The organism is Congregibacter sp. (genome assembly GCF_047617445.1).
In the GTDB taxonomy this organism is placed as follows: domain Bacteria; phylum Pseudomonadota; class Gammaproteobacteria; order Pseudomonadales; family Halieaceae; genus Congregibacter.
This window is the reverse complement of sequence record NZ_JBLGBE010000030.1, coordinates 1-13,152: the sequence shown is the minus strand read 5'-3', so window position 1 is coordinate 13,152 and position 13,152 is coordinate 1. Positions and strand designations below refer to the sequence as shown.

Annotated in this window: 15 protein-coding genes and 1 pseudogene; 11 read left to right on the top strand and 5 right to left on the bottom strand. The window is 54.1% G+C overall.

Going from position 1 to position 13,152, the window contains the following annotated elements:
• Positions 1–56: 56 nt before the first annotated feature.
• The 4 genes from ACI9KD_RS08995 to ACI9KD_RS08980 all read right to left on the bottom strand — a co-directional run bounded on the left by ACI9KD_RS08995 (position 57) and on the right by ACI9KD_RS08980 (position 2,969).
• Entirely contained in the window at positions 57–641 is a 585-nt protein-coding gene (locus ACI9KD_RS08995) for a NuoB/complex I 20 kDa subunit family protein (protein ID WP_414980856.1), read from the bottom strand.
• Between the two features lie 59 nt (positions 642–700).
• Entirely contained in the window at positions 701–1,153 is a 453-nt protein-coding gene (locus tag ACI9KD_RS08990; protein ID WP_414980831.1) for an NADH-quinone oxidoreductase subunit A, read from the bottom strand.
• 262 nt (positions 1,154–1,415) lie between these two features.
• Positions 1,416–2,504, bottom strand: a complete 1,089-nt coding sequence (locus ACI9KD_RS08985; RefSeq protein WP_414980830.1) for an MBL fold metallo-hydrolase — start codon at positions 2,502–2,504, stop codon at positions 1,416–1,418.
• 363 nt (positions 2,505–2,867) lie between these two features.
• A complete protein-coding gene (locus ACI9KD_RS08980; RefSeq protein ID WP_414980855.1) occupies positions 2,868–2,969 on the bottom strand; it encodes a hypothetical protein in 102 nt (33 codons plus the stop codon).
• A gap of 149 nt (positions 2,970–3,118) precedes the next feature.
• Between ACI9KD_RS08980 and ACI9KD_RS08975 the strand changes: the two genes are divergently transcribed.
• From ACI9KD_RS08975 to ACI9KD_RS08965, 3 genes and pseudogenes are all read left to right on the top strand, one after another.
• Positions 3,119–4,396, top strand: a complete 1,278-nt coding sequence (locus ACI9KD_RS08975; protein WP_414980829.1) for a M48 family metallopeptidase — start codon at positions 3,119–3,121, stop codon at positions 4,394–4,396.
• A gap of 125 nt (positions 4,397–4,521) precedes the next feature.
• A pseudogene (locus ACI9KD_RS08970) lies at positions 4,522–4,980 on the top strand (IS6 family transposase); the annotation flags it as partial.
• A gap of 188 nt (positions 4,981–5,168) precedes the next feature.
• A complete protein-coding gene (locus tag ACI9KD_RS08965) occupies positions 5,169–5,447 on the top strand; it encodes a hypothetical protein (protein WP_414980828.1) in 279 nt (92 codons plus the stop codon).
• 53 nt (positions 5,448–5,500) lie between these two features.
• On the opposite strand, the gene ACI9KD_RS08960 is transcribed toward ACI9KD_RS08965, so the two are convergent.
• Positions 5,501–6,136, bottom strand: coding sequence for a TetR/AcrR family transcriptional regulator (locus tag ACI9KD_RS08960; RefSeq protein WP_414980827.1), 636 nt, complete (start codon positions 6,134–6,136; stop codon positions 5,501–5,503).
• A 100-nt stretch (positions 6,137–6,236) separates the two neighbouring features.
• Between ACI9KD_RS08960 and ACI9KD_RS08955 the strand changes: the two genes are divergently transcribed.
• The 8 genes from ACI9KD_RS08955 to ACI9KD_RS08920 are packed head-to-tail and all read left to right on the top strand — an operon-like array spanning position 6,237 to position 12,899.
• Positions 6,237–7,064, top strand: a complete 828-nt coding sequence (locus ACI9KD_RS08955; RefSeq protein ID WP_414980826.1) for an SDR family NAD(P)-dependent oxidoreductase — start codon at positions 6,237–6,239, stop codon at positions 7,062–7,064.
• Positions 7,061–7,477 carry a nuclear transport factor 2 family protein gene (locus ACI9KD_RS08950; RefSeq protein WP_414980825.1) on the top strand — a complete coding sequence of 139 codons (417 nt, stop codon included), beginning with the start codon at positions 7,061–7,063 and terminating at the stop codon, positions 7,475–7,477. Before ACI9KD_RS08955 ends, ACI9KD_RS08950 begins: the two co-directional genes overlap by 4 nt.
• An 8-nt stretch (positions 7,478–7,485) precedes the next feature.
• A complete protein-coding gene (locus tag ACI9KD_RS08945; protein ID WP_414980824.1) occupies positions 7,486–9,042 on the top strand; it encodes an AMP-binding protein in 1,557 nt (518 codons plus the stop codon).
• Positions 9,039–9,494, top strand: coding sequence for a MaoC family dehydratase N-terminal domain-containing protein (locus tag ACI9KD_RS08940; RefSeq protein WP_414980823.1), 456 nt, complete (start codon positions 9,039–9,041; stop codon positions 9,492–9,494). Before ACI9KD_RS08945 ends, ACI9KD_RS08940 begins: the two co-directional genes overlap by 4 nt.
• Positions 9,491–9,946 carry a hypothetical protein gene (locus ACI9KD_RS08935; protein ID WP_414980822.1) on the top strand — a complete coding sequence of 152 codons (456 nt, stop codon included), beginning with the start codon at positions 9,491–9,493 and terminating at the stop codon, positions 9,944–9,946. Before ACI9KD_RS08940 ends, ACI9KD_RS08935 begins: the two co-directional genes overlap by 4 nt.
• 10 nt (positions 9,947–9,956) lie before the next feature.
• Positions 9,957–11,129 carry a thiolase C-terminal domain-containing protein gene (locus ACI9KD_RS08930; protein ID WP_414980821.1) on the top strand — a complete coding sequence of 391 codons (1,173 nt, stop codon included), beginning with the start codon at positions 9,957–9,959 and terminating at the stop codon, positions 11,127–11,129.
• A gap of 1 nt (position 11,130) precedes the next feature.
• Positions 11,131–11,541, top strand: coding sequence for a Zn-ribbon domain-containing OB-fold protein (locus tag ACI9KD_RS08925; protein ID WP_414980820.1), 411 nt, complete (start codon positions 11,131–11,133; stop codon positions 11,539–11,541).
• Entirely contained in the window at positions 11,538–12,899 is a 1,362-nt protein-coding gene (locus tag ACI9KD_RS08920) for an aromatic ring-hydroxylating dioxygenase subunit alpha (protein ID WP_414980819.1), read from the top strand. Before ACI9KD_RS08925 ends, ACI9KD_RS08920 begins: the two co-directional genes overlap by 4 nt.
• Positions 12,900–13,152: the final 253 nt, after the last annotated feature.

Below are 13,152 nucleotides of genomic sequence, written 5' to 3'. Positions count from 1 at the left end.
CCTAACGGCCGCCGTTTATGTTTTATTGTTATTTATATGCGAGCCCACGCGTGTTGTCACACGTCGGTAGGTGCCCGCAGTTCAGTTGCCCGATTACGCTCCTCCTTCAGTTGATCACGTTGGGAGGGCATATCGGGTTTGATTACGCTTTGCTCGCCAACCACCCAGCTCAGGGGACGGCGCTCTTGTTTGATGGCGTCCTGGAGCATCATCAGCCCCTGCATCAATGCTTCGGGGCGCGGCGGACAGCCGGGAACGTACACGTCCACGGGTATAAACTTGTCAACGCCTTGAACCACACTGTAAATATCGTACATCCCGCCGGAATTGGCACAGGAGCCCATGGAAATAATCCATCGGGGCTCCAGTAACTGGTCGTAAAGATGCTGCACCACCGGCGCCATTTTGCGAAACACGGTGCCTGAGATCACCATAAGGTCAGCCTGTCGCGGCGTCGCCCGGATCACTTCGGAGCCAAAGCGTGCAATATCATGGCGGCTTGTAAAGGAGGTCGCCATCTCGACATAGCAGCAGGACAGACCAAAATTAAAGGGCCACAGGGAATTCGCGCGACCCCAGGCGATCAGATCTTCGAGTCGCGCAAACATCACATTGCGCTTGATTTGTTCTTCGATACTCAACTCGTCGCCGCCCGGCGAGCTGGCAATTACGTCCTCGGGTTTAGAGAGGCTCCATTCCATCAGATCACCGCTGCCTGAGTAACAAAACTGTTGTGTGTATTCGGCGGCTCGGCAATTTCTTCGGGCCGCGCGCGCGCGCGCTGCTTGGTACCCCAGTCAAGGGCGCCGGTGCTCAGTTCGTAGATCAGGGCCACGACCAGTATGAGGATAAATAGAGAGACGGCGGCGAAGCCTGACCAGCCCAGCTCAAAGAAGGCCACCGCCCAGGCGAGTATAAATACTGTCTCCAGATCGAAGATTAAAAAGAGGATGGCAACCAGGTAGAACTCGACCGACATTTGCATCTGTGCCGAGCCAACGGAAACTACGCCGGACTCGAAGGGCATATTGGTGGCGGCGTTTGCGCGGTGTTGGCCAAGAATCCAGGATAAGACGAGCATGGTGGCGACGAGCAGAAGAACGCCAAGAAAATAAACTCCAAATGGCCAAAATACAGCTGCTGGCTCGCTCATAGTATAACTGCCGGTTATCTATTATTTTCTGCACATTGAACGTTCACTCGTTGTGCGTTGTTGTTCGCTTGCTCGGCCCCGGGGGCTTGGCGATATTAATTCCGACTATCCCGATAGTGACATGCTCGGCTTTGCGATACAAACCCGCGATGTCAAAAAATTATTGAGCAGGTGATTTATGGGTTTGTCTGGAATTCATCGATCCGTCATCGGGACGGTTCATTACACTGATGTCTGGATTACAGCTACTGGTGATCATGAATTAATTCAGATGCTGCCACCATTGATCGCTTTTCTCGGACTGATCAGGATTAATTAAGGCACCAATTTTGGGTGTGACTAAATTAATGCCGGCCGCATCTGAGGCTTTCACTGTACGTTTGATGGGTTCTCCCCATGTATGTAGAGCCAAATCAAACGTCGCCCAATGTACAGGCAGCATAACTTTGCCCTTAATGTCTTGATGCACTTGTACCGCTTCTTCTGGGGTCATATGAATGTCATGCCAAGATTGTCCGGGTCCATAAGCGCCTACTTTGATCAGGCTTAGATCAAAAGGGCCAAGCCGCTCTCCGATTTTTGCAAATTCTTTTGAATATCCGGTATCGCCGCTAAAGAAGATTTTTTGAGATCCCATGATGGACCAAGATGCCCATAGGGTTCGGGCAGCATCAGAAAGCCCACGATTTGAATAGTGGCGCGCAGGCGTCATGACGATGTCAATTTCCCCAAGCTGCGCTTTCTGCCACCAATCCAGTTCGACAATAGACTCGTCTTTAACATCCCACGCCAAAAGCTGATCTTTTAATCCAAGAGGTATAAAAAAGCGGCAATCGCCTTTTGCTAAATGGCGTATGGTCGCCTCGTCCAAATGATCATAATGACTATGCGAAATAATGACTCCATCCACATTAGAAATAGACGCTAAATCAATAGGGGATGGATGGAGCCGCTTTGGCCCAGCAAATGAAAAGGGTGAAGCACGCTTTGATAGAACCGGGTCAATCAAAATTCGTTTATGGTCCATTTCAATCAAGTTACTTGAATGCCCCAGCCAGGCAACGTGCAGTGTTTGAGAAGCTCGTTTTTCCCAATGGTCAGGGCTGATTTTTACAAAGGGAATCTCGCCCTTGGGCGAACGTTGTGAAGCCTTAAACAAGGTATCTATCAACACGTTCATATCAAATTTATAATCAGCTTTTGGTTCGAGATTGAAAAACCGACCTTCATGCTGATGGGGTGACTGAGCAATTCTTTCGGCCCCTTCTTCGCTGATCGGTGTATTGATTGAACACCCCAAAAGCATCGTCAAGCCACTCAGAAGACCACATGCAAAAATTAAAATCGCCAAGATTTTTTCCACCGACGTTGAAAAAAAGAGAGTTTCATAATGCTTCCAATATCAACTTCCGGCGAAAAAAAGCAATATCTCTGGTGATGCTCTGGTCGGTGGTGCCGTCAAATTAACTTCTGCTGACCCATGAAACTTTAGACGTCAGCCTCAGGCTACTGCTTCTGCCCAACTTCCAAACGCACTTTCCCTTAGGTCTCGATAGTGTTGAGCGCGTACCAGATGCCTGCCGAGGTTGAACAAATTAAAACAGCTGCATGAGCCGTGACAAATCGCTGGGCCTGCCTCATGGACTTGAATCGCGGCATCTCGTTCTCGAATCCTGGTCGCCTCGTGTGACTGCTCAGCTCGATTATTCTCATACTACAGCGTACTGTCGATTGTCTCGGGTAGCAGTTTCCTATGCGCGACTCCATCCCGTTTAGCCTGAAGCAATACATCAACCAACTTCCCATCCTGGTCCACAGCGCGCCACAGGTAATGCTGCTTGCCATTGATCTTCACGAAGACCTCGTTGATGTAGAGGGTATTGCCGTAGCCTCGATGAGTCGCTTTGCGGCTAATAGGGGCAACGGGGTAAGCTCCGTAACCTACTAACAGTATCGGAGATGAGTATGTTGCGACAGGCAAAGTGGCTCACGAGAGGGGCGTTCCTTTTCCTACTGTGTGCGGGACCTACTGCTCAGGCATTCGACATTGAAGGCGCTACCCGTGCTTATCTGAGTTCGACCTCGGCCGAAGCGATCGCCAATACCGATGGTTACGTGAATACCGGCTACGTCATTATGCTTCTTGATACGGTGGCGGCGGTGTTGTTCGCTTGGCTGCTACTCGCGCGGGGCTGGTCGCGGCGTTGGCGAGAACTTGCGGAGAGGAAGTTAAAGGCGCCCTTTGCCCAGGCGTTTATCTACGTACCGATCTACGCGCTGGTGTCGTCTGTATTGTTGTTTCCGCTTACCTGGTTCAGTGGCTTTTATACGGAACATAAATTCGGTCTGGCCACCCAGTCTTTTTCTTCCTGGTTCGGGGACTTCCTCACAGAGGGTCTGGTCACCACGGTATTGTTCGCGCTGTTTGTGGGCTTGCTGTACATGGTGATTCGCCGAACTCGCGACAATTGGTGGGCCTGGGGTTCGGGTCTGTCTATCGGCTTTATGCTGTTTGCCTTGTTTATCAGCCCCACCTTTATCGATCCGCTGTTTAACGAATATCGGCCCATGGATGAAGGCCCTTTGAAAGAGCGAATTCTGTCGATCGCCCGGGCCAACGGGATGCAGACGGACGATGTTAAGCAGGTGGATGCGTCGCGTCAGACGAACCGGGTCAGTGCTAATGTCAGCGGTCTGTTCGGAACTGCGCGAATTGCCCTCAATGACAATCTTTTGAATCGTGCCGATGCGGACAGTGTCGAAGCGGTGATGGCTCATGAGATTGGCCACTACGTGCTCAACCATCAAATCAAAATGATGCTCGCGCTGCTGCCGATACTGCTGGCTATTTTCTTCTTCACAAACCTGATTTTTCGCGCATTACTGCAGCGTAAGGGCGAGGACTGGGGTGTGCGCGGGATAGACGACTACGCGGGGTTCCCTTTGCTTGCGGCGATTCTCACCGTCGTGGGATTACTGGCTACGCCGGTTTTTCAACGCGTGGTCTATACGCAGGAGTACGAGGCCGACCTGTTTGCGATCAATGCCACCCAAAACCCCGATGCCTGGGCCAAGGTGGCTCTACTTACAGCGGAATATCGAAAGCTTGAGCCATCTGATTTTGAAGAGAACTGGTTCAATCACCACCCTTCGCCCTATATGCGTATCTACATGGCTATGCGCTGGAAGGCTGAGCACCTCCCGCAGGATGAGGTCATGGAAAAGACCGTCGCTGCGCCCTAAGTTATGGGGACAGTTCGCTTAATTAGTTACGGAACTATAGGGCAAATAAACGGCCCGTCGTGAGGAGATTTCCTCACCGATTCGCTCCCGACATCATCAGTTATGCAGTCTGACTCTACCTCAGATTCAACCTCAGCCACCGTGATATCGAGGGCCTACTCGCTGAGCGTGGCATCACCGTCAGCCGCGAAGCTATTCGCCTCTGGTACCCAAAGCACTCGCTACGCTCATGGGGCAGGCCCTGCATCAAATTCGGAACCATTTATACCCGCCGCTTGAAACGAAAGCATCGAGGATGCGGCCACACATTCTATATAGATGAAGTGTTCGTGACGATCAATGGTAAGCAGCATTACCTCTGGCGTGCCGTAGATCAAGATGGCGAAGTAGTGGATGTGTTTCTACAGACCAAGTGGGATGGCGCTGCTGCAAAACGCTTCGTCAGAAGGTTATTGCGCAGCCATGGTGTTGAGCCCCGGAAGATCGTCACTGACAAGCTGCGGAGTTATGGAGTTTCTCATCGGGAGTTGATGCCGGATGTGATTCATGGCACTCAACAGTATGAGAATAATCGATCACAGTGATCACATGAGGCGACCCGGGCCAGGGAGCGAGGGATGCGGAAGTTCAAATCGACCAGGCAGGCCCAGCGGTTTCTCAAGGCCCATGCTGCAGTCAGCAATCTGTTTAATCTCGGTAGGCACTTGGTTGGAGCGCAGCATTACCGTGATCTCAGGGTCAGTGCGTTTGCTGAATGGAGCAGGGCGGTTGCTTGAAGGTACTTGACCATTTTTCTGATTTCGCGGAAGTTAATTTGCCAATACCCAACTTACTGATGCGCTGCACGCTGCTGAAAGGGTTTATCACCCTTGACTACCTTGATCGTTTTCCCGAGGGCATGCAGGTGAAGGCTGGATGGCTGCTGGAGGGTAAAATTCACTTCGAAACCGATGTGGTCGCGGTCTTGGAGAACGCACCGAGCTCTTTTGAGCGGCTGTTCACGGGTAAGAACCTTGGCACACTGGTAGTACAGGTTTCCGAAGAGCCATAGCTAGACGGCTGGGACGCCCCGGGCGTTCAATCGCCACCCCGGAGCTACACCGCTTAATCCGATAAACCGGTTACACACATACCCTGTACGGTCGACAAAAACAGGGTATGTGCTCTAGCGAGGTCAACATCCTCATCAAAGTACACGGCTGAGCGCAGGCCTATCATGATGGCATAGGCAAGCTCCGCGGCATCCTGTGGGACCGGAGGTAAACTCACCTTGGATTCACGGAATATGTTGCTGAGGAAGTCCTTGCAATACATATCAAACTGCGACTTGGTGACGCGCAATACGTCATCATTTACCGCCGCCCCAAAGCACTCCAGCATAAAGCCGATTTCCTGGCGCGTACTGCTTTCCCCATGGAACCAGAAATCAGCAAGCGCCTCCATTCTCAATGCTGTATCAAGAGTCCGCATTTCTTCCAGTCGAAGCACAAAACGCTCGGCGACGTTCTGAAAATATTGCTCCAGCACATCTTCTTTGCCATCGAAGTAGTACAGCAAATGGCTGGCCGACATATCGGCGCTCTGAGCGACGTCCGCCAAGGTCGTCCGCACGTAGCCCTTTTCGATGATGCAATCATGTAGAGCACGAAAAATCTTGCGCCGCCGCTCATCCCCGCGTGAGTCTCGTCGTCCCACAGTAGGCGCCACCTTGCCTTTACCCACAGGTTCAGACATGCGCATCGCACCCGCTCCGGAGGTACCGGGGTGTCGCAATGGGGATATTCGGGTTATCTTTAATTTTATTCAAAAGTAGCCTAGAATCTTGCGGTACTCACCAAAAATGGATAATAACATGGGTGTCGAAGGTCTTAGACTACTGATCACAGGCGCGTCGGCTGGTATAGGCGAAGGTACGGCGCGACTCGCCGCCCAGCGCGGTGCATCAGTGCTGCTTGCCGATCTAAACGATGAGCAGGGCGAACGACTCGCCGAAGACATCAACGCCGCAGGCGGCACCGCTGTTTACCAACACTGCGACGTCAGCAATGAAGACGATCTCGAAGCCGTCATGGAAGTGGCGAAGAGCCGCTTCGGAGGACTCGACGTACTGCATAACAATGCGGGAATCCATGAGAGCGCGCTGAGCGATAAGCTCACCCTCGACACCATGAGTCGCGACGTATTCGAGAAGATCATCAGCGTGAACCTCACCGGAGCCTGGCTTTGCGCTAAGTATGCGCTTCCGCTGCTGAGAGAGAGTGATAACGCTTCGATTATCAATGCAGGCTCCACCAGTTCCTTTACTGGCTACCCCCAATGCCTGGCCTATGGCGCGAGCAAAGGCGGCATCATGCAGCTCACCAAAATGCTGGCCGTGGATCTGGCGCCCGACGGCATCCGGGTCAATTGTTACTGCCCGGGGTCGATTCACACGCAGATGGTTGACAATTTCCTGAAAGCGGCGCCAGACCCCAAAGCAATGCTCAACACGATGACCATGACACATCTAGTGCCACGCATGGGGCAGCCCGTCGATGTCGCAGAACTGGTGTGCTTTCTCGCCAGTCCGGAATCCTCTTTTGTGAACGGCGCCGTGTGGGCAATCGATGGAGGTTCTTTGGCGTGGAGAGGAACGCTGGACATTCTAGGTATGGAGCCACAGGCATGAGTTTATCAACGCAAGACAGAGTCGCTATACAAGAAGTTCTCGCCCGCGCCGCCTACGGCTATGACGAGAAGGCGCTGGATATACTCGAGGCCTGCCTCAGCCCGGATGCCGTGTTTAGCATTCAAGTTCAGGGTGGTGACGTGATTGGCCCTTTTGAGGGCCGAGACGCGATCATGGGACTGTACAAACAATCCATGGAGCAGCAAACCGATCAGCGCCGCCACGTGATCAGCAATGTCTTCGTCATGACTGACAGTGACGAGCCCGAGGTAATATCCAATCTTTCTCTGATCGCCACCGAAGACGGCAAAACCGGGCTGCTTACTGCCGGCGTCTATCGCGACCAGCTCCGCCGCAACACGACAGGCTGGCAGATAGTGAAACGTCACCTTGATCTCGATAACGCATACTGAGCATCGCCATGAATATCGGCAAGATACCCGCTAAAACGGCACGCCTTGCACCCGAAAAAGAGGCGATCATTGATCCACATAGCGGTCGACGGATCAGCTACGGAGACCTCGAGGCCCGTGTTCGTCAGTTGGCGAATGGGCTGACCGATACTCTCTCCCTCCAAAAAGGCGATCGTGTTGCCATTTTGTCAAAAAATGCGATCGAGTACCTGGAGCTGATTTACGCCTGCGCCCGAGTTGGACTGATTGCCCAACCGCTTAACTGGCGTCTGTCGAAGGACGAGCTAACACGGATTGTTGATGACGGTGAACCCAGGACCCTGGTTGCTTCCGAAGAGTATGCGGAACTGGCAAGCGCGCTGCGTGAGGGCTCCTCGCCGGAAACGCTGCTGGTGTTTGGCAGTGATTCAGACGGTAGCTATGAGGCCCTCATTGCGGCAAGCGATAACCGGGAGCCGGACCCCGACGACCAGATCGGTGGCGACGACCCGGTATTGATTCTCTACACAGGCGGCACCACAGGTCAGTCCAAGGGTGCCCTGCACAGCCATCACAGCCTTTACATGGGCATGATCAATCAAACCGTCGCTGAACGAATCGTGCCCAGCGACGTGTATATGCTGACCGGGCAGATGTTCCACATACCGGTCGCCCTAGCCATGAACTATATGCTGCACGGCTGCCCCCTCGTTCTGATCAACTTTGATGCCAAGCTCGCCCTCGAACTGATAGAGCGTGAGAAAGTCACCGCGTTTCTCGGCGTCACCACCATGCTCAACTGGATGATGGCGGTCGACAACTTTGCTGACTTCGACCTGAGCAGCTTACGCAATATCCAATACGGTGGCGGCCCTATGCCGCAAACGGTAGTCGCCGCTGCTCTACAAGCGTTCCCCTGCACATTGATACAAGGCTATGGACAAACCGAGGGTATGACGATGAGCTTCCTGTCCCAGGAAGATCATGTGCATGCAATGCAGGGCGAGCACCCCGAGCGCCTCGCCTCCTGCGGTCGTGAAGGCTTTGTAAGTTCACTGAGAATTGTTGATGAGCACGGTTCAGACGTACCGCGAGATACCAGGACGCCCGGAGAAATTCTGGTGAAGTCAGAAGCAAATATGCTCGGTTATTGGCGACGCCCGGAACTGACCCAGGAGAGCTTCAAGAATGGCTGGATGTGCACCGGCGACGTAGCGATGTGGGACAGCGAAGGTTATGTCTACATCGTTGATCGCGCCAAAGACATGATCATATCTGGCGGCGAAAACATCTACAGCACTCAGGTCGAAGCTGCCATCCACCAACACCCGGACGTCCTTGAATCGGCCGTTTTTGGTATTCCAGACGACGAGTGGGGCGAGGCTGTCAAAGCCGTCGTGGTTCTGAAACCCGGAGCCAGTGCCACGGCCGAAGACATTATTACAACGGCAAGCTTACATCTGGCGTCGTATCAGAAACCGCGATCCGTTGATTTCGTAGACAGCTTGCCAAAGGCGCCGACGGGGAAAATCCTCAAGCGTGAGTTGCGTGACCCCTACTGGCAGCAACGAGGCGCAAAGGTATGAGCGGTGTATTGAACGATTCTGTGTTGTCTGCGATCGGACGCCGTAGCGAACCGCGACGCGAAATTGTCACCCGTCGTGATATTCGGAAATACGCAGTGGCCACAGGCAATCGCCAACCTAAATACCTCGACGGAGACGAAGCACCGCCGATGTTTCACGTCAGCCTTTTTTGGGATGTCGTTGAGCTGGATCAACTCACGCCAGACGGTGTATCCATCGACACTCTGCTACCGAAGTTTCCGCTGGAAAAAGCCATGGCTGGCGGGCTGCACCTCGAGTATCACCGCCCTGTGCACCCGGGCGACTGGCTGACCGCGACGCGCACACTGACCAACATTTACGAAAAAGCCGGTCGCAGCGGTGCGCTGATTTTCTATGAAGTCGTAATGGAGATTGTTAACGATATTGGCGATCCCGTCATCACCGAAAAAACCACGAGAATCCTTCGATGACCAGTGCCATAGACACGCTGCAAATGTCCGAGCTCACGACACAGCAAGCGCTGCCGAAGCGTCACTTCACTTCGGACAACGTGCAGTTAATGCTGTACAACGCGGCGCTTTGGAATGGCCATCGAATACACTTTGACGCCCCTTACGCAAAAGACGTCGAGGGCTACCCGGGCCTTGTCATCGCAGGGCCGCTGCTCGGGGACTGGCTTCATCAACTCGTAGAAGAGTGGCTCGGCGAAGCGGGTCGCATCGTGTCGATGGAGTACTCAAATCGGTCTGCATCCTACATCGGCGACACCTTGACTGCGACGGGCCACATTGAGGACATCGATTTCGAAGTCGGCCGCGTCGTTTTGAAGGTTGATATTCGCAATGCTGAAGGTAGTTCAATCACACCGGGCACGGCGGTCGTCCAGTTTCTCCAGGACAACAACGAGCCGGGCGACGAGTGAGCATCTGAAAATGGTAAATAGTTTGCGTGGAAAAGTTGCCCTTGTCGGTGTAGCCGATACAGCGGTAGGCGAGCTGCCGGGACGTACGGCAATGGAGTTGTGCATCGAGGCGGGTATGGCCGCGCTAAAGGATGCAGGATTGGGTAAGCATCAAATCGACGGTTTGATAACCTGCAATGCCATGTCCCAGCCCATGCTCTACCACGCTGAGGCAACGGCCGAGTACCTACAGATTTACCCGCGCTACTGCATGACCTTGAATGCCGGAGGGGGCACAACATTTTCGGCCCTCCACCATGCCGCTTCGGCCATCGTTACCGGCATGGCTGAAACAGTCCTGATCACCATGGGCGATAGCCTGCGCAGCGGTTTAACTCGTGACCAGGCCATGTTGGCGCAGTCCAGTACGGGGCATCCGCAATTTGAACAGCCCTTTGGCGCTACGGTACCAGCCTATTACGCACTGATCGCCCAGGCTCACATGCATGAATTCGGGACAACCGAGGAGCAGCTAGCTGCAATCGCTGTTGCCGCTCGCGCCCACGCCGCAAAAAATCCTGCTGCGCAGAAGCGCGATCTGATCAGCGTCGAAGATGTTATGAACTCGCGCAGAATCGCCGACCCGCTAAAACTTCTGGATTGCTCACTGGTGTCCGATGGAGGATCTGCCGTTGTGATGACATCGGCGGAACGCGCCAAGGATTTCCCCAATGCTCCCGTGTATCTCCTGGGAGTGGGTGAAGGCCATGGTCACGAACATATTAGCCAGGCCAAAAGCCTGACCCACTCTGCGGCTAAAGATGCCGGCCAACGAGCTTTTGCGATGGCCGGCCTCACACCACAGGACATGAATTTTGCCCAGCTTTACGATTGCTTTACCCCGACAGTGCTAGTAGAGCTCGAGGACCTTGGGTTCTGCCCAAAAGGTGAAGGTGGCCCCTTCGCGGCCTCCGGCGCCCTACTCCCGGGCGGCTCGCTGCCCGTCAATACCCATGGCGGCCTACTCTCGCACAGCCATCCCGGTAACCCGGGGTCTATGTTTGCGCTGAGTGAAAGTGTCTGGCAGCTGCGAGGCACCGCCGGTGATCGTCAGGTTCCCCGGGCTGAAGTAGGTCTTGTACATGCCCAGGGCGGCATCATGTCATCGCACACCGCCGTAATTCTCGGACGTGACCGGAGCTAAAATGAATCGCGTAACGCCATCCGTAACGGCACTGAGCGCCCCCTGGTTCGACGCCTGCGCGCGTGGTGAGCTTTTACTCCAGCACTGTGGCGTCTGCGACGTCTTTCAGTTTTATCCCCGCAGCATCTGCGCCCAATGTGGAGAAGCTGATCCCCGCTGGGTCCAGGCGAGCGGACAGGGACATGTCATGAGCTTTACCATCGTGCAGCGCGCATTGAGTAAAGCCTACGATGCACCCTACGTCGTGGCGCTTATCAAGCTCAAGGAAGGCCCCACGATGATGAGTAACATCACCGGTGCTGCGGATGGCGAACTACAGATTGGCCTTGCAGTGACAGCCCATTTCGAAGCCTGGAATGAGGATATACACCTACCGGTTTTTTGCATTAGCAAGGAGGAGCCTGCCGAATGAACACACCATCTTTGATACCGGTCGCCGTGATCAATCCTGACGCCGCTTCCGATGCTCTGGACGCCAAGCAGCCAGATATCAACAACGGCACGCGTATCCATGCCACGGACGGCTATTTTACGAAAAATTATCAGGATCTGGAGTGGGAGCGTCTGTGGACCAAAAGCTGGCTAATTGCGGGCGTTACTGCGGATATCCCCGAGCTTGGCGACTACTTTCTTTTTGATATCGGCAGCGAGTCGCTGATTATCACCCACAACGAGGAAGGCATTCGTGCCTTCTACAACGTATGCAGTCACCGCGGGGCACGTCTGGTGACCGAGGAGCGCGGTAATAAAAAAGTCTTTGTCTGCCCGTTCCATAGCTGGAGCTTTCACAACAGTGGTGAGCTGCGGCGCATCACCGATGAAGAAACCTTCCAACCGGAGGTCATTGCGCATAGACCCGGCCTCACGCCATTACGCTGCGAGGTGCATGCGGGCATCGTCTTTATCTGTATGGATGATAATGCACCGCCTCTGCAGGAGATACTGGGACTGCCCGAGGGTTATCTTGAGGCTTACAACATTGAGCAAATGACCGTGGTGCGCCATGTGCGCAGCGAATGGGGTTCAAACTGGAAAGTCGGGGTTGAGGCCTTTTACGAAAGCTACCACCTGCACGCAGTACACCCGGAAACACGTGGCGTGATGGGCGATCTGAACGTGCAGTACGACCTCTACCCCCAAGGCGCGAGCCGCATGATCGTGCCTCTGGGCCAACCCAGTCCGCGCGCGCACGACCAGGAAACCGTTAACGAAGGCCTGCAGATGATGCTCCAGGAAGCGGGCGTCGATCCTGAAGACTTTACCGGATCCGCAGCGGATGTCCGCCGTGCCATTCAGGAGGGCAAACGTCAGCGCGCCGAGCGGCTCGGTCTGGACTACAGCCACTTCAGCGACAGCCAGCTCTCAGACAGCTGGGCCACAGGTGTCTTCCCCAACGTGCAAATGGGTTGCCACCCCGAAGCCATTTTCCTGATGCGGTTTTTGCCGCACAAAAGTGACCCCGAACGCTTCTACTACGACACGATGACGCTAATGATGCCGGTGGATGATCCCGACTATCGCTCTCCCGCCTGGATGGGATTGGCCGAGGGCACGGATGTCAGTGGCAACACACGTCCCGCAATGGAGTACTACAGTCTTGGGGAAGACGCTCAGCTTGGTATGGTCTTGAGCCAGGACGCTGAATTTCTGCCGATTGTGCAGCGCGGAATGCGCAGCCGCGGCTTCAAAGGTCAGCTGTGGGGAGAACAGGAACAACGCTTGCGCCATTTCCACGTCGAACTGGAGCGACGACTTGAAATTCACAGTTGAACGTCAGCCTGCCACGCGCACCCCTAAAGAGTCAGATGCACGCGACAAGCGCTTGACAATAATGCGATCAAAGCACAGTCTTTGAATATAGTTCAAACTAGCAGTCAACAGATCCGCAATCACACCAAAAACAATAACGAGGGATTCAAAAATGAATAGTTTTCTCCGCAGTTCTCACTATCTGGCACGGCAGCGGGTCAGAGTCGCGGCGCTAGTTGCAGCGGGCGTACTACCAGCGGCTATGCTGTCGGCT